Source organism: Nocardioides ginkgobilobae, from assembly GCF_054781275.1.
In genome coordinates this window covers 1-17613 of record NZ_BAAGUS010000008.1, presented here as the reverse complement: position 1 = coordinate 17613, position 17613 = coordinate 1, and the positions used below count along the sequence as shown (strand labels likewise).

The window sequence follows — 17613 nt, the reverse complement described above, 5'->3', positions numbered from 1 at the left end:
TGCCCCACGTATGCTCCGTCACATGACGACCCGAGTCCCGGACCAGCGCGTGCTCGCCGACCGGTTCGGTCGCGTCGCGACGGACCTGCGGGTCTCCCTCACCGACCGGTGCAACCTGCGGTGCAGCTACTGCATGCCCGCCGAGGGCCTGGACTGGCTGCCGGGGGAGCAGGTGCTCACCGACGACGAGGTCGTGCGGCTGATCGGCGTCGCCGTGCAGCACCTGGGCGTGCACGAGGTCCGGTTCACCGGCGGGGAGCCGCTGGTGCGGCGTGGCCTGGTCGACATCGTGCGTCGCACCCGGGCGCTGGGCGACCACCTCGACGTCTCGATGACGTCCAACGCCCTCGGCCTGGCCCGCACCGCGACCGCCCTGGCCGAGGCGGGCCTGGACCGGGTCAACGTCAGCCTCGACACCGTGCGGGCCGACACCTTCCACACGATCACCCGCCGCGACCGGTTCGACGACGTGGTCGCGGGTCTCGCGGCTGCGCAGGACGCCGGCCTCGGCCCGGTCAAGGTCAACGCCGTGCTGCTGCGTGGCGTCAACGACGACCAGGCCCCGGAGCTGCTGCGCTGGTGCCTGGACCACGGCTACGACCTGCGCTTCATCGAGCAGATGCCCCTGGACGCCCAGCACGGCTGGCACCGCGACGCGATGGTGACGGCCGACGAGATCTTCGCGATGCTCGAGCAGGAGTTCGTCCTCGAGCCGGCCGAGGAGCCCCGCGGCTCCGCCCCGGCCGAGCTGTTCACGGTCGACGGGGGCCCCGGCACCGTGGGCGTCATCGCCTCGGTCACGCGGCCCTTCTGCGGTGACTGCGACCGGGTGCGGCTCACCGCCGACGGCCAGGTCCGCAACTGCCTCTTCGCGCGCGAGGAGTCCGACCTGCGCACGGCCATGCGGGCCGGCGCCACCGACGAGGAGCTGGCCGACCGCTGGGTGGTGGCCATGCGCGGCAAGGCGGCCGGGCACGGCATCGACGACGAGACCTTCCTGCAGCCCGCCCGTCCGATGTCGGCGATCGGCGGCTGAGCAGGCCGGCACCCCGGGGCCCGGCCAGGGTCAGACCGTGTGGTCAGCACCCTTCTCGTGCACCACGACGTCCTTGATGAAGCCGCGCGAGCCCAGGAAGGAGCGCAGCGGCTCGAGGTGCTCCTCGCAGGCCAGCCACGCCTTGCGGCGCTCAGGGGTGTGGATCTTCGGGTTGTTCCACAGCAGCGCGTGCGTCGCGGGCTGGCGACAGCCCTTGCCGGAGCAGACGTCCGGCTCGTCCAGTGATCCCACGCCCGGAGTGTGTCAGCCCCGGTCGGCGGAGGAGGCGCCGAGGGGGCGCTGCTCGCTGCTGCCGCCGAGCGCCCGGGCGGTGTACGCCGCGGCGCCGAGGTCGTGCTCCTGCATCCGGGTGGCCTGGACGTTGGCCAGCACGACGGCGATGTAGGGCAGGATCACCGCCCCGGCGATGAGGATCGGCCAGAGCCAGTCGATGCCGGCGAGCCCGGCGATGACGGCGCCCACGAAGCAGAGGGACCGCAGGCTCATCGAGAGCAGGTAGCGCTTCTGCCGCCGCCGCAGGTCCTCCTGCGGGCTGGGGGCGGCGGAGGTGATGCGAACGGCGTCGTCGTCGCGATCGCCACGCTGTCGTGCCATGACCTCGAGCGTACGTCGGCCCCGGTCACCCACCAGGGCGCGCGCACCCCGCCCGGGTCTGGCGCGCCAGCCCGCCGCGGCGGCCCGTCGGGAGTAGGGTCGCGACGTGACCAACCGCACCTACCGCATCACCGAGATCGTCGGCACCTCGCCCGAGGGCATCGACCAGGCCATCCGCAACGGCATCGAGCGCGCCTGCCAGACCCTGCGCCACGTCGACTGGTTCGAGATGACCCAGGTCCGCGGCCAGGTCAAGGACGGCTCGGTCGAGCACTTCCAGGTCGGCCTCAAGATCGGCTTCCGCCTCGAGGACGACTGAGCCCGGGTCCGACCCGGGGCCGTCGTCGGTCGCTCGTTTCGGGTACCTGTCGGTAATCACTAGCGTCGTCGGACGTGAGCCCGACACCTCCCGCCGAGCCCGGAATACCGCCCGACCGTCAGCCCCGCTCGGTGCTCGTCACCGGGGGCAACCGCGGCATCGGACGCGCGATCGCCGAGGCCTTCCTGGCCCAGGGTGACCGGGTGGCCGTGACGACCCGCGGTGGGGGAGCGCCCGACGGCGCCCTGGACGTGCGCTGCGACGTCACGGACGCCGCGGCCGTCGAGGCGGCGTACGCCGAGATCGAGGCGGCGCACGGCCCGGTCGAGGTGCTGGTCGCCAACGCCGGCATCACCGCCGACACGCTGCTGCTGCGGATGTCGGAGGACGACTGGGCCCGGGTCCTCGACACGAACCTGACCGGGTCCTTCCGGCTCGCCAAGCGGGCGTCCAAGGGGATGCTGCGGCTCAAGCGCGGTCGGATCGTGCTCATCTCCTCGGTCGTGGGCCTGACCGGCTCGGCCGGGCAGGTCAACTACGCCGCCTCCAAGGCCGGCCTGGTGGGCATGGCCCGCTCGATCGCCCGGGAGCTGGGCTCGCGGGGCATCACCGCCAACGTGGTGGCGCCCGGCTTCATCGAGACCGACATGACGGCGGTGCTCGACGACGCGCAGAAGGACGCGATCCGGTCGCAGGTGCCGCTCCAGCGGTACGGCACGACCGACGAGGTCGCGCAGACGGTGCTGTGGCTGACCGGCCCCGGCGCGGCGTACGTCACCGGGGCCGTCATCCCGGTCGACGGTGGACTCGGGATGGGGCACTGAGGTGGGAACGGGCATGGGAATCCTCGACGGCAAGGTCGTCCTCGTCGCAGGCGTGACGATGGACTCCTCGATCGGCTTCGCGACCGCACGGTTCGCCCAGGAGCAGGGCGCGACCGTGCTCATCTCCAACTTCGGTCGGGCGCTGGGCATCACCCGTCGCATCGCCAAGCGGCTGCCGGTGGAGCCGGCCGTGCTCGAGCTCGACGTCACCGACCCCGAGCACCTCGAGCGGCTCCCGGACCTCGTGCGCGAGCACCTCGGCGCCGACGCGCGCCTCGACGGGGTCGTGCACTCCATCGCCTACGGCAACCCCGAGACGCTGCTCGGCGGGCGGTTCCTCGACGGGCCGTGGGAGGACGTCGCCCAGGCGGTGCAGGTCTCGGCGTACTCCCTGAAGTCCCTGGCGGTCGCCTGCCGCCCGCTCATGGGACCCGGGTCGTCGGTCGTGGGCCTGACCTTCGACGCCACGGTGGCCTGGCCGGCGTACGACTGGATGGGCGTGGCGAAGGCCGGCCTGGAGTCCTGCGCCCGCTACCTCGCGCGCGACCTCGGCCCGGAGGGCATCCGGGTCAACCTGGTCTCCGCCGGACCGCTGCGCACCTTGGCGGCCAAGGCGATCCCCGGGTTCACCGACCTCGAGGACATGTGGTCGACCCGGGCGCCGCTCGGCTGGGACAACACCGACCAGGAGCCGACCGCCCGCGCCGTCTGCGCGCTGCTCTCGGACCTCTTCCCCGCCACGACCGGCGAGATCGTGCACGTCGACGGCGGTTTCCACGCGATGGGGGCCTGACCGGCGTCCTGGTTGCGCGGGGCCCGGCCGGCCCGCCGGGCCGCGGTCGGTGCCGACGTACGTCGCTGGGCGGACCCCGCGTTGTGGACCCCGCGTTGTCCGGTGACCGGGGGCCTGTCAGATTGTGGGCGTGCCCGAGAACCGCCGCCCGGAGACCCCGCGCCAGCTCGTCGTCATGCGCCACGCCAAGGCCGAGGCGCACGGACCGACCGACTTCGACCGCCACCTCGCCGACCGCGGTGTGACCGAGGCCGAGATGGCCGGGCGGTGGCTGGTCGAGCAGGGGTTCGTGCCCGACCACGTGCTGGTCTCGGCGGCCCTGCGGACGCGCGAGACCTGGGCCGCCGTCGCCGACGGGGCCGGGTGGGACGCCGACGCGATCGAGACCGACGAGTCCGAGACCCTCTACGAGGCCGGGCCGGAGACCGCGCTGGACCTGGTGCGCGAGGTGCCCGAGGACGCGCTGGCGCTCCTCGTCATCGGCCACAACCCGACCATGGGCTACCTCGCCGAGCTGCTCGACGACGGTGACGGCGACGAGGAGGCCTCCAACGCGCTGGTCCTGGGCTACCCGACGTCCGCGATGACGCTCTACGACCTCACCGGCGACTGGGCCGACCTCGACGAACAGGGCGCGACCATCCGCGCCCACCACGTGCCCCGCGCCTGACTCGCTCGACGACGACCGACCCCGAGGACGGCCGAACCGGCGCACAGCTCCGGAGGATGCGCCGGCTGGGGCTCAGACGGGGGGAGCGGGGGTGGTGACGCCGGCGGCCCGGTCGGCGGCCTCGATCTCCTCGCGGGAGATGCCGAGGAGGTACATGATCGTGTCGAGGTAGGGCACGTTCACCGAGGTGTCGGCAGCGTCGCGCACGGCCGGCTTGGCGTTGTAGGCGATGCCGAGGCCGGCGGCGGCGAGCATGTCGAGGTCGTTGGCGCCGTCGCCGATGGCGATGGTGGAGGCCACGTCGACCCCGACCTCGGCGGCGAACTCGCGCAGCGCTGCCGCCTTCCCGGCGCGGTCGACGACCGGGCCCACGATCCGGCCGGTGAGCCGGCCGTCGACGATCTCCAGCTCGTTGGCACGGGCGAAGTGGATGCCCAGGTCGACCGCGAGCCGGTCGGTGATCTGCGTGAAGCCGCCGGAGACGATCGCGAACCGGTAGCCCAGCCGCCGCAGGGTCCGCACCATGGTGCGTGCCCCGGGCGCGAGCTGGATGGCGTCGTACACCTCGTGCAGGGCGGAGGCCGGCACGCCCTCGAGCAGGGCGACCCGGGAGCGCAGCGACTCCTCGAAGTCCAGCTCGCCGCGCATCGCCCGCTCGGTCACCTCCGCGACCTCGGCCTCGCAGCCCGCGTGGGCCGCGATCATCTCGATCACCTCGCCCTGGATGAGCGTGGAGTCGACGTCCATGACGATGAGGCGCATGCCGCGGCGCAGCAGGTCGGCGGGCTGGACGGCCACGTCGATGCCCTGGCGGGCGGCCTCGGTGGCCAGCTCCGCGCGCAGCGCCTCGGGCGAGGCGCCGGAGACGCGCAGGTCCAGCGCGGTGACGGGGTAGCGCGCCATCCGCTCGATCCGGTCGATGTTGCCCCCGGCGGCGGCGATCCGGCCCGCGACCGCGGCCATCGCGGCGGCGGTGAGCGGGGTGCCGAGCACGGTGACGTGGGCGCCGCGCGAGGACGGCGGCGAGGTGTCCCCAGTGCCGGGCTCGACCTCGAGGGTCATCGCCAGCTCGTCGGCCGTGACCTGGAGGGCCTGGCGCAGCGACTGGACGTCGCTGGGCACCGTCACGAGCACGCCCAGGATGAGGCGGCGGCGCAGGACGATCTGCTCGAGGTCGACCACCTCGACACCGGCGCCCGCGAGGGTCGCGAAGACCGCCGAGGTGATGCCCGGGCGCTCCCGCCCCGTGAGCGTGACCAGCAGGGTCTCGGGGTGGGGGGTCGGCCCGTCGGCCTGAGGGGGGTTGCTCGGCGGAGTCGTCATCGCGGCACGAGGCTAGCGGTGCGCGACGCCGTGCTCACGCCGGCGGCCAGACCTCGGGAGAGCACGCGGCCACCATCGCGCGGCGCGCGTGCGCGCCCAGGGGCAGGATCGCGGCCTCCCGGCGGGTGATCTCGTGCAGGCTCAGCGCCCCGCCCTCGTCCTCGAGGGCCAGCTCGACGACCTCGGCCGCGCGCAGTCCCCGGGCCAGCAGCTCCACGCAGCGCGGGGGAGTGCCGGGCGGTGCCTCCAGCGGCTCGGCGTGGCGCAGGTCGATCAGCCGGTCGGCCACCTCGGGCCGCCAGCGGGCCACGTCCAGGGCGGCGAGCGCGTCCGCGGCCTCCAGCAGCCCGGCGCGCAGCGCACGGTCGGCCTCTCCGACGTCCGGCAGCTGACGACGCGCGGCCCGGTGGGCCACCCACGTCGTCGCCGCGCCGACGGTCTCCGGCACCAGGCCCACCGCGCTGCCGTCGCCCAGGACGACCACCACGGCCTCCCCGGCCTCCAGCGCCGCGGTGTTGAAGGCCGCCGGCCCTCCGAGACCGACCGGGTCGCCCTCGACCGGGAACGCGGCACCGAAGGACTGCGCGCCCTCCACCCGCAGCCTGGCCAGGCCGCCGAGGAGCGTCTCGGTCGCGCCGTCGCCCCCCAGCCCGAGCGCCGAGAGGCCGGCGACCGCGTGCGTCACGTCGTCGGCGAGCACCGCGTCGATGAGCAGGTCGGGGACCACCTGGCCGCGCAACCAGGAGGTGCCCCACCACGCGAGGCGGGCCGAGGCGGGCAGGTGCGACGTCACGGCGGGAGAGGGTACGCCGGAGGCCGACGTGCTCCCGGCGCCGCCCGACCCGCCGGTCCTCCCGCCCGGTCGGCGCCGGGGCAGCGCGTGGATAGGGTGCGGCCATGGCTGCGGTCCTCGAGCTCGTCGACGTCACCGTCCGCCGGGGCGACTCCGTGCTGCTCGACCGGGTCTCCTGGACGGTCGAGGAGGACGAGCGCTGGGTGGTCCTGGGTCCCAACGGCGCCGGCAAGACCACCCTGCTGCAGATCGCCTCCGCCCAGCTGTTCCCCACCCAGGGCAGCGTCGACGTCCTCGAGGAGCGGCTCGGCTCGGTCGACGTCTTCGAGCTGCGGCCCCGCATCGGGCTCACCAGCGCCGCCCTCGCCGAGCGGATCCCGCGGCACGAGACCGTGCACGACGTCGTGGTGTCGGCGGCGTACGGCGTGCTCGGTCGCTGGCGCGAGGTCTACGACGAGCTCGACCACGACCGGGCCACGTCGCTGCTGCGCGAGCTCGGCGCCAAGCACCTGGCCCCGCGCACCTTCGGGACGCTCAGCGAGGGCGAGCGCAAGCGCGTCCAGATCGCCCGGGCGCTGATGAGCGACCCCGAGCTGATGCTGCTCGACGAGCCGGCGGCCGGCCTCGACCTCGGTGGGCGTGAGGACCTCGTCTCCACGCTGTCGCTGCTGGCCTACGACCCGGACTCGCCGGCGACCGTGCTGGTCTCCCACCACGTCGAGGAGATCCCGCCGGGCTTCACCCACGCGCTGCTGCTGCGCCAGGGCTCGGTCGTGGCGGCCGGGCTGCTCGACCAGACGCTCACCGAGCAGAACCTGTCCGCGACGTTCGGCATGCCGCTCACCGTCGTCCACAGCGACGGCCGTTGGGCGGCGCGCCGGCGCACACGCGCCCGGTAGGGTCGGTCCATGGAGTGGCTCGGCGACAACGCCTGGGCGGCCTGGCTCTCGGTCGCAGCGGTGCTCGGCGTGGCCGAGATGTTCAGCCTCGACCTCATCTTCCTCATGCTCGCCGTCGGCGCGATGGGCGGCCTGGTGGCCGGGGTGCTCGCCGCGCCGGTCGCCGTGCAGGTGCTCGTGGCGCTCGGCACCTCGCTGGCGACCCTGACGCTGCTGCGGCCCCGGCTCGTGGGCCGGCTGCACGGCGGCCCCGAGCTCTCCCTCGGCACGAGCAAGCTGATCGGCACCCAGGGCGTGGTCACCGCCCAGATCACCGCCACCGAGACCGGCAGGGTCCGCCTCGCCGGCGACACCTGGTCCGCGGCGCCGTACGACGAGCACCTGGTCATCGAGCCCGGGCAGACCGTCGAGGTGCTGGAGATCCGCGGCGCCACGGCGTTCGTGCACCCCACCGGTGACCCCCTGCCGCCCTCGCGGCAGCTGCCCCGCGACCACGCCTGAGACGGCGACGCGTGGTCCACCCCCCGACCCCCGACACACCCTGACAAGACACCCGCCCCCCAACGAAGGAGCAGCATGGGCGTCGCGATCCTGATCCTGCTGGTTGTCGTCTTCCTGTTCGTCCTCACCGTGCTCGCCAAGACGGTGCGCATCGTGCCGCAGGCACGCGCGGGCATCGTCGAGCGCTTCGGGAAGTACCGCACCACCCTCAACCCCGGCCTGAACATCGTCGTGCCGTTCATCGACAAGGTCCGCTACGTCATCGACATGCGCGAGCAGGTGGTCAGCTTCCCGCCGCAGCCGGTGATCACCGAGGACAACCTCGTCGTCTCGATCGACACCGTCATCTACTTCCAGGTCACCGACTCGGTGGCTGCGACCTACGAGATCGCCAACTACATCCAGGCGATCGAGCAGCTGACCATGACCACGCTGCGCAACATCGTGGGCGGCATGGACCTCGAGGAGACCCTCACCAGCCGTGAGTCCATCAACGGCGGGCTGCGCGGGGTCCTCGACGAGGCCACCGGCAAGTGGGGCGTGCGGGTGAACCGCGTCGAGATCAAGGGCATCGACCCGCCGCCGTCGATCAAGGACTCGATGGAGAAGCAGATGCGCGCCGACCGCGACAAGCGGGCCGCCATCCTGACCGCGGAGGGCGAGCGTCAGTCGGCGATCCTCACCGCCGAGGGCCAGAAGCAGTCGGCGATCCTCACGGCCGAGGGTGACCGCGAGTCCAGCATCCTGCGCGCGCAGGCCGACCGCGAGGCCGCGATCCTGCGGGCCCAGGGTGAGGGCCAGGCCATCCAGACGGTCTTCCAGGCGATCCACGACGGTCGCCCGGACCAGTCGCTGCTGGCCTACCAGTACCTGCAGATGATGCCGAAGATCGCGGAGGGCGACGCCAACAAGGTGTGGATCGTCCCCAGCGAGATCGGCAAGGCGCTCGAGGGCCTCGGCTCGACCATGAACAACCTCGCGGGCATCCCGCAGGAGGTCGACGGCCCGGCGACGCGCGTCGACATGGGCTCCAGCGAACCCGAGCTGCCGGAGACGTCGTCCGCCGGCGCGGGGGCGCACGAGGCCGTGCAGGCCGCGATCCAGGAGGCCGCCCAGGCCGCCAACCCGCGGCGTGCCGACGGCTCGGAGCCGCCCACGGCCTGACCCCCGCGACGACCGCACGACCCGGCACCGGCCGGGCCCCCTCGGGGTCCCGGCCGGTGCGGCGCGTCGGGGACTACTTCTTCGCGCGCTTGCCCGCGGTGGCGGCAGCAGCGGTGACCGCGGCGGCCTTGCGCGAGCGGCGGGGGAGCAGACCCAGCAGGCCCGCGAGCACAGCGCCCCCGGCGACGGCGGTCATGACGGTGCCGGCGCGCTGCTCGATCCCGTCGGTCTTGGGGCCGACGAGGCCCGCGTAGGCGTCGGCGGCGTCGACACCGACGCCGAGCAGCACCAGGCCGGTGCGGCCACGGCCCGAGGACACGAGGGTCGCCACTCCGAGGGCGACCTCACGGGCACCGAAGAGGCGCATCACGAAGGCGGACTGGGGGTTCTTGGCCACGTCCAGGCCCATGGCGCCGACCGTCGCGTCGGGGCGGGCCAGGGAGGCGGCGCCGATCACGATCCGGCCGAGGGAGAGTCCGGTCACAGGGTTCATGGCGCCAACCTAGCCGTCACGCCGACCCGGGTGGGGGACCGTCCGGGTGGACGGTCAGGCGGTCGCGTCGTCGACGTACGCCGCCCACCAGCGCGCCAGCTCGCGGTAGACCTGGTCGCGGGCCGGTTGCCTGGAGAGCACCACGTCGTGGCGGGCGCCGGGGACCGCGACGTAGGTGACCCGCGAGCCGATCGCGGTCGCCCAGCGCCGGATCTGCGGCACCTCGAGCACCACGTCGGTCTCGTGCACGTCCTGGCCCATGTCGCGCGGGAACGCCGAGCGGTCCGAGGACAGGACGAGGACGGGCACCGCGACGTCCAGGCCCCGCTGCAGACGGGCGTGGCCGTGCCTGATCGCCCGCAGCCAGCCGGCGTGCACGGCGAAGGACTCGATCGGCTTCCAGGCCAGGTCGAAGTCCCACTCGCCGTCGTGGTCGCGGTGCAGCGAACGGGCGTAGACACCGCTGACGTCGCGGCGGATCTCGTGCAGCGGGCGGTGTCGGCCCAGCTCCTTGAGCACCAGCGACCCGAGGGTGCGGACCAGGAGGCTTCCCTGCAGGTCCAGCCAGGGCGAGTTGAGCACCACCCCGGCCAGCTCGCGCGGCCTCCGCCGGTGCAGCCACAGCGGCAGGGTCAGGCCGCCGGTGGAGTGGGCCGAGGCGACCACGTGGTCGTGCCCGTCGCGGGTCGTGATCCGCTCCCAGGCAGCGTCCAGGTCGGCGTCGTAGGCCCGCAGGTCGGTGACGTGGTTGGCGGTCTGGCCCGGCAGGAGGGAGCGACCGTACTTGCGCAGGTCGACGGCGTAGAAGTCGTAGCCGCGATCCAGCCACCACGCGGCGTACTCGGTCTGGAAGAAGTAGTCGGCGAAGCCGTGCACGTGCAGGACCGCGCGACCGCTGGGCTCGGCCGCACGGCGGGAGACCAGCGTGGCGACGACCGGGCCCTCGTCGTCGTGGCCCAGCGGGATCGTCTCGGCCACCCACGGCTCCCCGAGGACGTCGGTGCGCACGTTGGTCGTCCCCGTCACCCCGTCACCCCGCCGCTCACGCGCTCATCCTAGGAACATCGAGACCCTCTCGACCGGTGTCGCGGACCCAGAGGGCGAGCGCGGGCTGGTTGCTGGTCACCAGCCAGGCGCGGCCCGGGCGCATCCAGTAGCGCAGGGACCGCTCGGTGTCGACGGTCCACACCAGGAGCGGGAGGCCGCGGCGGCGGGCGTAGGCCGCGACCCCGAGCCGGGCCAGGGTGTGCTTGGCGACGACGAGGTTGGCCCGCGACCCGGTCAGGCGCAGGTGCGGGCGCAGCTCCGACCAGCGAGTGCGGACCTGGCGCACGACGGGGAGCCCGCGGACGCTGCGTCCGAGGGACAGCCCGACGAGCAGGTCCAAGCCCTCGGCGTCGGCCCAGTCACGGACGGCGCGGACCGAGTCGTCCTCCAGGGTGGTCACCACGACGGCGTCGACGCCGAGGAGCTCCACGGCCCGGCGCGCGGCAGCCACCTCGTGGGTGCCCGAGGGGACGGCGTACGCCGCCGGGGGAGAGGTGAACTTGAGGTCGACGTGCGCCCTGGCGCGGCCGGCGAGCGCCCGCAGCACCTCCTCGTAGCCCAGCACGTCGGGGTGGACCCGGCGCAGCTCGGCGAGGGTGAGCCGGTCCAGCGGGACCCGTCGTCCCTCGAGCTCGACCTCGTCGTCGTGCAGGAGGACCAGGGAGCCGCAGGCCAGGCGCTGGACGTCGAACTCGACGTACTCCACGCCGAGCCCGACCGCCTCGTCCAGCGCGGCGCGGCTGTTCTCACGGGACCGGTCGGTGCCGGCACCGCACCGGTGGGCACTGACCAGGACCGGGGCCCGCTCACGGCTGCGTCGCGACACGGGGCAGGACCCTAGTGGGCCCGGGGCGCGGCGCGGACACCCGCGGGACGTGGCGCGACCGCCTAGTGTCTGCTCGTGGCCGAGCGACCGTGGCGGGACCTGGTGGGCCGCTGGCGCAGCGGGACCGACTCCAGCCAGCGCGCCACCCTGCTCGTCCTCCTCGCCATGGTCTCCGGCTGCTTCGCGATCTCGCTGCCCTACTACTCCGTCATGCCGGTGAGCACCTACTTCGTGTGGCTGGTGCTGGGCATGCTGCTGCTCAAGCACCGACAGCTGGTGCTGCTGACCGCCTGGACCGTCGCCGGCGCCCTCTCCCTGGCGGTCGTCGACGGACTGCGCGACGGCGAGTTCGGCAGCGCCCGCGCGTCCGGGATGCTGGCGCTCGTCCTGGGCGCCGCGCTCATCCTCTTCCAGTCCCGTCGACAGCGCTCGGGGCTGCCGGTGCCGCTCGGCGGGGCGATGCTCGCCGACCTGCGCGACCGGCTGCGCCGGCAGGGCACCGTGCCCCCGCTGCCGGACGGGTGGCGCTGCCAGTCGGCGATGGTCGCCGCGCACGACGTGGGGTATGCCGGCGACTTCATGGTCGCCCGGCTCGCCGAGGACCGCAGCACGCTCGAGATGGTGCTGGTCGACGTGGTCGGCAAGGGCGTCGCGGCCGGCACCGACGCCCTGCAGTTCGCCGGGGCCCTGGGCGGGCTGATCGGGTCGCTGCCCCCGGTGGCACTCGTCGAGGCCGCCAACGACTTCCTGCTGCGCCAGGAGTCCGACGAGACCTTCGCCACCGCCGTCCACGTCCTGGTCGACCTGCGCTCCGGCGCCTACGACCTGCACAGCGCCGGACACCCGCCGGCGCTGGTCTGGCGCGCCGAGCACGCGCAGTGGGAGGTCGACAGTGCCCGGGGCACGGCCCTCGGCGTCCAGCGCCGCCCGGAGCTGCACCACAGCACCGGTGTCCTGGCACCGGGCGACGCGCTGATGTTCTACACCGACGGGGTCGTGGAGCGGCCCGGTCTCGACCTCGACGAGGGCATCGAGTGGCTGCGCAGCACCGCTCGGGCCGCGCTCGCCGCCGGCTTCCCGGGTCTCGCGGACCGGGTCCTGCGCCGGGTGCCGCGCGGTGACGACGACCGGGCGGTGCTGGTGCTGGACCGCTGTCCCGAGCAGCACCCGACCGCCTGAGCGGGCCCCGATGGGTGTCGCGCCGGCACCCATCGGGCAGGCTGGACCTCGTGGACACCCCGGCGACGCGCGACCTGTCGGCCGCCCCTGCCGACCTGTGGCACTACGTCCGCGACCGCCCGCGGCGCTCGGCCGCGGCCGCGGCGGCCCTGCTGCTGGCGCTGGTGCTGGTGGCCGTGCTCGTCCGGCCGGGCGGTGGGGACTCCCCGCCCTCGGCCGCGCCCGGCACCGCCGGGACCCCGAGCGCGTCGCCGCCGCCCGGCGTCGACACGACCCAGGACGCGACGTACGCCCGCATCCGGCCCGGCTACCCCGACCGTGTCATCGTCCCCACCCTCGACGTCGACGCCCCCGTCCTGCCGATCGAGGCGCCCGACCGCACGCTCGTGCCGCCGGCCGACCCGCAGGTCCTCGGCTGGTGGGCCGACGGTGCCCAGCCCGGCGCCGACACCGGCAGCGCCCTCGTCGTGGGGCACACGGTCCACTCCGGCGGCGGGGCGCTGGACGACCTGGAGACCCTCGACGCGGGCGACCAGGTCCTGGTGCGCAGCACCCGCACCCCGGGCGGCGAGGGCTCGCTGCACACGATGGAGTACGTCGTCGAGACCGTGCGCATCTACCGCAAGGGCCGGCTGGCCGAGCGGGCCGCGGAGCTCTTCAGCCAGGAGGTGGACGGGCGGCTGGTGCTGCTGACCTGCGAGGACTGGGACGGCACCCGCTACCTGTCCAACGTCGTGGTCACGGCGCTGCCCGTCGACCCCGAGGCCTCGCCCACTGCCGGACCGACCCCAGGCAGCGGCGCGGTCGATGGCTGAGCCCGACGACGGCCGCGCGGTCGACCTGCTGCTGGCCGAGGCGGACCGCGACCGCACCGGCGAGGTGAGCGACGCCGCGACCTGGGCAGCGGTCGTCGGGGTCGAGCGCGTCTCGCTCGTCGCCGGCACCCAGGACCCCGGTCGGCTGCGCCTGCTGCTGCAGGGCCACGCCGACGACGACGTGCTGCCCGAGGTCCACCGGGCCCGGGAGCGGGTCGTCGACGCGCTGGTGCGCTCGACGCAGCAGCGCAGCCCCGACTCCGGGGTGGCGCACCGCGACGCCGGGCACCACTCGGTGACCCTTGACGCCGTCCGCCTCCGCGCAGCGCTGCGAGCCGCGCACCGCACCTTCGAGGCCGAGCCCTACTACCGCGCGCGGTACGCCGAGCGCGGGGCCCGCTTCGCCGGCACCGACTCCGCGTGGCTGGTCACGCTGGCCGAGCTGCCGCGCGACGGCTGCCTGGGCCAGGTCGACTGGCTGTCCCGGGTGCTCGCCGGCCGGGGGATGCCCTCCTGGCTGCTGGAGCGGCATCTGGAGGACCTGGTCACCGAGATCGAGGACGCGCTCGGGCCCGGCACCACGGGCTACCTCGGTGCGGCCGCGACCGCCCTGCGCAGCCGCCGCCGCGACGCGGTCTCCGACGACGAGCTGCTCGTGGCAGCGGACCGGCTGCGCGCGGAGACCGGCGGCAGCGAGCCGCTGCCCGGCGCTGCCGCGCTGGTCCTGGCCGCCGCGGCCGACGCGGCCGGAGGGGTCACCCGCGGGTACGAGTCCTGCGTGGCGTGGCTGACCGATCCCGACCGCTGCGACCCGACGGTGGCCGCCTGGCTGCGGCACGAGGCGGCCACCGTGGCGCCGGCGGTCAGCACCGGCACCGGGGCGCGGGTCAGTGCTGGTAGGTCCCGTGCAGGATCGCGCGCGCGGCGGTCTTGAAGACCAGGTTGAACGACACGACGGCCGGGCTGGCGTCGGAGTCCACGCCGAGGCTCTCCTCGGTCACGGCGTGCACGACGAAGAAGTAGCGGTGGACCTGGTCGCCCTGCGGGGGAGCGGCACCCATGAACCCCTTGCCGCCGCCGTCGTTGCGGCACATGAAGGCGCTGCCCGGCAGCTCGGCGCCCTCGGCGCCGGCACCGGTCTCCAGGGAGGTGCAGTCGGCCGGCAGGTCGACCAGCACCCAGTGCCAGAAGCCGCTGGGGGTCGGCGCGTCGGGGTCGAAGCAGGTGACCGTGTAGCTCTTGGTGCCCTCCGGGCCGGGCTCCCACGACAGCTGAGGGGAGGTGTTGCCCTCGGCGGCTACCTGGCCGGGGCCGAGCGGCTGGCCGTCGGTGACGTCGGTGCTGGTCACAGAGAACGACGGGACCGCGGGCAGCAGGTCGTAGGGGTTCGGGGTCACAGGTCGGTCGAGGGAGGTCATGTCCTCGAACGTAGCCGCGTCTCGGAGGCCGGACCACCACCCTCGGCGGCACCTGCGACCAGCCTGCTGGGGGAGGATGGTCCGCATGCTCGGTGAGTCCCAGGACGGTCCGTCCCCCGAGGGGGACCACCCGCCGTACCCCGTCGGCCTGCGGCTGGCAGGGCGGCGCGTCGTGGTCGTCGGCGGCGGGCACGTGGCCCAGCGCCGGATCCCCGCCCTCATCGCCGCCGGTGCCGACGTGCTGCTGGTCTCGCCCCAGGTCACCCCGGCCCTGGAGGGGCTGGCCGGTGAGATCACGTGGGAGCAGCGTCGCTTCGACCCCGGCGACCTCGAGGACGCGTGGTACGTCGTCGCGGCGACCAACGACCCGCACGCCAACGATCTGGTCTCGACCGAGTGCGAGCGGCGGCGGATCTTCTGCGTCCGCGCCGACGACGCCTCGGCGGCCAGCGCCTGGACCCCGGCCGTCGGACGGCACGCGGGGGTGACCGTCGCGGTGCTGGCCAACCGCGAGCCGCGCAAGTCCGCCGGCGTGCGCGACGAGATCATGGGGGCGCTGCAGGACGGCACCCTCAGCGCCCGCGCGACGCACGACCGGACCCCTGGCGTCGTCCTCGTCGGCGGGGGACCCGGTGACCCCGCGCTGGCCACCGTCGCGGCCCGCCAGGCCCTCGCCTCGGCCGACGTCGTCGTCGCCGATCGGCTGGCCCCCCGCGAGCTGCTCGACGAGCTGCCGGCCCACGTGGAGCTGGTCGACGTCGCCAAGCTGCCCCGCGGCCGCTCGGCCACCCAGGAGGCGATCAACGACGTCATCGTGGCCAGGGCCCGCGAGGGCAAGCGGGTGGTGCGGTTCAAGGGCGGTGACGGCTTCGTCTTCGGTCGCGGCTACGAGGAGCTGCTGGCCTGCCAGGCCGCCGGCGTCCCGGTCTCGGTCGTGCCGGGCATCACCTCCTCCATCGCGGTGCCGGCGGCGGTCGGCATCCCCGTCACCCACCGCGGCGTGGCCCACGAGTTCACCGTGATCTCCGGGCACCTCCCGCCCGACCATCCCGCGTCACTGGTCGCGTGGGAGGCGGTCGCCCGGATGCGCGGCACCGTGGTGCTGCTGATGGCCGTCCACAACGCCGGCGCGATCGCCGAGGTCCTCGTCGCCGGGGGCCGCCCGGCCAGCACGCCGGTCGCGGTCGTCGTGGAGGGCACGATGCCCGAGGAGCGGACCGTCCTCTCGACGCTGGGCGCGCTGGGCGCCGACATCGAGGCCCAGGACGTCCGGCCCCCGGCGATCATCGTGATCGGCGACGTCGTCGCGGTGGCGCGCCCCGACCGCTACCCGGCCCCCGAGGTCGTGGTGCCCGACCGAGCGACCCACGCCGCCAGTGACCCGGCAGCAGGCGACCCGGCCGTCGGCCAGGACTGACGTGGCGCACCTCGTCGAGGTCGACGACCCCGCCGACCCCCGGCTCGCGGACTACCGCGACCTGCGCGACGTCCAGCTGCGCCGCGCCCTCGAGGCCGAGCACGGGCTCTTCCTCGCCGAGGGCGAGAAGGTCGTGCGCCGGGCGGTCGAGGGCGGCTTCACGCCCCGGTCCTTCCTCATGGCGCCCCGCTGGCTCGACGGCCTGGCCGACGTGCTAGAGACCTCCGACGCCCCCTGCTACGTCATCTCCGAGGCGCTCGCCGAGGAGGTGACGGGCTTCCACGTCCACCGCGGGGCGCTGGCCTCGCTGCACCGGCGCCCCGACCGGCCGGTCGAGGAGGTGCTCGAGGACGCGAGGTTCGTGCTGGTGCTGGAGGACCTGGTCGACCACACCAACGTCGGCGCCGCGTTCCGCTCCGGCGCAGCGCTCGGTGTCGACGCCGTGCTGCTCGGCCCGCGGTGCGCCGACCCGCTCTACCGCCGGTCGGTCAAGGTCGCCATGGGCGCCGTCTTCGCCCTGCCCTGGACCCGCGTGCCGGACTGGCACGGCGCGCTGCCCGACCTGTCCGCACGCGGGTTCACCAGCGTGGCGCTCACGCTCGCGCCCGACGCCGTACCCCTCGAGGAGGCGGTGGCCGGGCTCGACCGCGTGGCCCTCGTCCTGGGCTCCGAGGGTCACGGCCTCTCCACCCGCTGGGAGCAGTCCGCCGACCGGCGCGCGATCATCCCCATGGCAGCAGGCATCGACTCGCTCAACGTCGCCGCGGCCGCTGCCGTCGCCTGCTACGTCACCGCCCGCCGCTGACCCGCCCACTCGGCACGGATTCGAGCGTCACTCGGCGAGCGCCGACTCACGCTCGAACCAGCGCCGAGTCAGGCTCTTCTGCTGCATGTGTGGGTGCTGCGATCGCGCCTAAATGAGCGCACGCCGTTCTCTGGCTAGGTTTCTGAGCTGTCGAAGAACAGTCACCAGGAGCAGGAGAACGGCGTGCGTGAACGCAGCCTATGGCGTGCCTTGCTAGGTATCGAGAAGAGCGTCATCGAAGCCGTCGAGCACGACGAGGAACACGATGACGGAAACGGGTGTGTGGTCGTCCATGTCCGGCCGGTGGCGAAGTCCCGCAACAGGTGCGGACACTGTCTACGCCGGGGCAGCCTCTATGACGCGGGTCGTGGTCGACGCCGGTGGCGCTCGCTGGACCTGGGCACCGTCACGACGTTCCTCGAGGCCGACGCGCCCCGGGTGTCCTGCCCGGTCCACGGGGTCGTGGTCGCGCACGTGCCGTGGGCGCGCCACGACGCCGGCCACACCCGCGACTTCGACGCCACCGTGGCCTGGCTGGCCACCCAGACTTCCAAGAGCGCCGCGACGGTGTTGATGCGCATCGCGTGGCGCACCGTCGGGTCGATCATCACCCGGGTCTGGGCCGATACCGGCGGATGCGTCGACCAGCTGGCCGGGCTGTCGCGGATCGGGATCG

22 protein-coding genes are annotated in these 17613 nt (G+C 74.2%); 14 read left to right on the top strand and 8 right to left on the bottom strand.

The window, feature by feature from the left end; translation table 11 throughout:
- The first annotated feature begins 22 nt into the window (after positions 1 to 22).
- Positions 23 to 1036 carry a GTP 3',8-cyclase MoaA gene (gene moaA / locus ACYVID_RS09405; protein WP_460736451.1) on the top strand — a complete coding sequence of 338 codons (1014 nt, stop codon included), beginning with the start codon at positions 23 to 25 and terminating at the stop codon, positions 1034 to 1036.
- Positions 1037 to 1066: 30 nt separating this feature from the next.
- On the opposite strand, the gene ACYVID_RS09400 is transcribed toward moaA, so the two are convergent.
- Together ACYVID_RS09400 and ACYVID_RS09395 are read right to left on the bottom strand one after the other, a co-directional pair.
- On the bottom strand, positions 1067 to 1288 hold the full coding sequence (locus ACYVID_RS09400) for an acetone carboxylase (protein ID WP_460736450.1): 222 nt from the start codon (positions 1286 to 1288) through the stop codon (positions 1067 to 1069).
- 12 nt (positions 1289 to 1300) lie between these two features.
- Positions 1301 to 1651: a DUF3099 domain-containing protein gene (locus ACYVID_RS09395; RefSeq protein ID WP_460736449.1), complete on the bottom strand. Its 351-nt coding sequence runs from the start codon at positions 1649 to 1651 to the stop codon at positions 1301 to 1303.
- A 106-nt stretch (positions 1652 to 1757) separates the two neighbouring features.
- Here ACYVID_RS09395 and ACYVID_RS09390 point away from each other — a divergent pair, with 106 nt between their 5' ends.
- The 4 genes from ACYVID_RS09390 (at position 1758) to ACYVID_RS09375 (ending at position 4257) form a co-directional block, all read left to right on the top strand.
- On the top strand, positions 1758 to 1970 hold the full coding sequence (locus ACYVID_RS09390; protein ID WP_300640939.1) for a dodecin: 213 nt from the start codon (positions 1758 to 1760) through the stop codon (positions 1968 to 1970).
- A 104-nt stretch (positions 1971 to 2074) separates the two neighbouring features.
- Positions 2075 to 2794, top strand: coding sequence for a 3-oxoacyl-ACP reductase FabG (gene fabG, locus ACYVID_RS09385; protein WP_460736620.1), 720 nt, complete (start codon positions 2075 to 2077; stop codon positions 2792 to 2794).
- Positions 2795 to 2807: 13 nt separating this feature from the next.
- A complete protein-coding gene (gene fabI, locus ACYVID_RS09380) occupies positions 2808 to 3587 on the top strand; it encodes an enoyl-ACP reductase FabI (RefSeq protein WP_460736448.1) in 780 nt (259 codons plus the stop codon).
- Positions 3588 to 3717: 130 nt separating this feature from the next.
- Positions 3718 to 4257 carry a SixA phosphatase family protein gene (locus ACYVID_RS09375; protein WP_460736447.1) on the top strand — a complete coding sequence of 180 codons (540 nt, stop codon included), beginning with the start codon at positions 3718 to 3720 and terminating at the stop codon, positions 4255 to 4257.
- A gap of 72 nt (positions 4258 to 4329) precedes the next feature.
- On the opposite strand, the gene serB is transcribed toward ACYVID_RS09375, so the two are convergent.
- Both serB and ACYVID_RS09365 read right to left on the bottom strand, forming a co-directional pair.
- Positions 4330 to 5580, bottom strand: coding sequence for a phosphoserine phosphatase SerB (gene serB / locus ACYVID_RS09370; RefSeq protein WP_460736446.1), 1251 nt, complete (start codon positions 5578 to 5580; stop codon positions 4330 to 4332).
- Positions 5581 to 5614: 34 nt separating this feature from the next.
- A complete protein-coding gene (locus ACYVID_RS09365) occupies positions 5615 to 6373 on the bottom strand; it encodes a hypothetical protein (protein WP_460736445.1) in 759 nt (252 codons plus the stop codon).
- 104 nt (positions 6374 to 6477) lie between these two features.
- On the opposite strand from ACYVID_RS09365, the gene ACYVID_RS09360 reads away from it, so the two are divergent.
- From ACYVID_RS09360 to ACYVID_RS09350, 3 genes are all read left to right on the top strand, one after another.
- The gene (locus tag ACYVID_RS09360) at positions 6478 to 7272 is read left to right on the top strand and encodes an ABC transporter ATP-binding protein (protein WP_460736444.1); all 795 of its coding nucleotides are present in this window, start codon (positions 6478 to 6480) and stop codon (positions 7270 to 7272) included.
- A gap of 9 nt (positions 7273 to 7281) precedes the next feature.
- Positions 7282 to 7773, top strand: coding sequence for an NfeD family protein (locus ACYVID_RS09355; protein WP_460736443.1), 492 nt, complete (start codon positions 7282 to 7284; stop codon positions 7771 to 7773).
- A 75-nt stretch (positions 7774 to 7848) separates the two neighbouring features.
- Entirely contained in the window at positions 7849 to 8937 is a 1089-nt protein-coding gene (locus tag ACYVID_RS09350; RefSeq protein WP_460736442.1) for an SPFH domain-containing protein, read from the top strand.
- Between the two features lie 73 nt (positions 8938 to 9010).
- Here the strand turns inward: ACYVID_RS09350 and ACYVID_RS09345 are convergent, their stop codons facing one another.
- The 3 genes from ACYVID_RS09345 to ACYVID_RS09335 are packed head-to-tail and all read right to left on the bottom strand — an operon-like array spanning position 9011 to position 11303.
- Positions 9011 to 9430, bottom strand: coding sequence for a hypothetical protein (locus ACYVID_RS09345; RefSeq protein ID WP_300640921.1), 420 nt, complete (start codon positions 9428 to 9430; stop codon positions 9011 to 9013).
- Positions 9431 to 9484: 54 nt separating this feature from the next.
- Positions 9485 to 10456, bottom strand: a complete 972-nt coding sequence (locus ACYVID_RS09340; RefSeq protein ID WP_460736441.1) for an alpha/beta hydrolase — start codon at positions 10454 to 10456, stop codon at positions 9485 to 9487.
- A gap of 16 nt (positions 10457 to 10472) precedes the next feature.
- Positions 10473 to 11303, bottom strand: coding sequence for a glycerophosphodiester phosphodiesterase (locus ACYVID_RS09335; protein WP_460736440.1), 831 nt, complete (start codon positions 11301 to 11303; stop codon positions 10473 to 10475).
- A 75-nt stretch (positions 11304 to 11378) separates the two neighbouring features.
- On the opposite strand from ACYVID_RS09335, the gene ACYVID_RS09330 reads away from it, so the two are divergent.
- Genes ACYVID_RS09330 through ACYVID_RS09320 form a run of 3 tightly spaced genes read left to right on the top strand, consistent with a single transcriptional unit; the run spans position 11379 to position 14231 of the window.
- Positions 11379 to 12482 (top strand): PP2C family protein-serine/threonine phosphatase, encoded by a 1104-nt coding sequence (locus tag ACYVID_RS09330; protein ID WP_460736439.1) that lies wholly within the window; start codon positions 11379 to 11381, stop codon positions 12480 to 12482.
- Positions 12483 to 12532: 50 nt separating this feature from the next.
- Positions 12533 to 13297, top strand: a complete 765-nt coding sequence (locus tag ACYVID_RS09325) for a class F sortase (protein ID WP_460736438.1) — start codon at positions 12533 to 12535, stop codon at positions 13295 to 13297.
- Entirely contained in the window at positions 13290 to 14231 is a 942-nt protein-coding gene (locus ACYVID_RS09320; RefSeq protein ID WP_460736437.1) for a hypothetical protein, read from the top strand. The genes ACYVID_RS09325 and ACYVID_RS09320 overlap by 8 nt, the downstream gene beginning before the upstream one ends.
- Here ACYVID_RS09320 and ACYVID_RS09315 read toward each other — a convergent pair.
- Positions 14185 to 14715, bottom strand: a complete 531-nt coding sequence (locus ACYVID_RS09315) for a YbhB/YbcL family Raf kinase inhibitor-like protein (RefSeq protein ID WP_460736436.1) — start codon at positions 14713 to 14715, stop codon at positions 14185 to 14187. The two genes, ACYVID_RS09320 and ACYVID_RS09315, sit on opposite strands and share 47 nt — an antisense overlap.
- An 85-nt stretch (positions 14716 to 14800) precedes the next feature.
- Between ACYVID_RS09315 and cobA the strand changes: the two genes are divergently transcribed.
- The 3 genes from cobA to ACYVID_RS09300 all read left to right on the top strand — a co-directional run.
- Positions 14801 to 16132, top strand: a complete 1332-nt coding sequence (cobA, locus tag ACYVID_RS09310) for a uroporphyrinogen-III C-methyltransferase (RefSeq protein WP_460736435.1) — start codon at positions 14801 to 14803, stop codon at positions 16130 to 16132.
- A gap of 1 nt (position 16133) precedes the next feature.
- Entirely contained in the window at positions 16134 to 16937 is an 804-nt protein-coding gene (locus ACYVID_RS09305; protein ID WP_460736434.1) for a TrmH family RNA methyltransferase, read from the top strand.
- A 183-nt stretch (positions 16938 to 17120) separates the two neighbouring features.
- On the top strand, positions 17121 to 17613 hold a 493-nt coding region (locus ACYVID_RS09300), incomplete at its 3' end, for a helix-turn-helix domain-containing protein (RefSeq protein WP_460736433.1).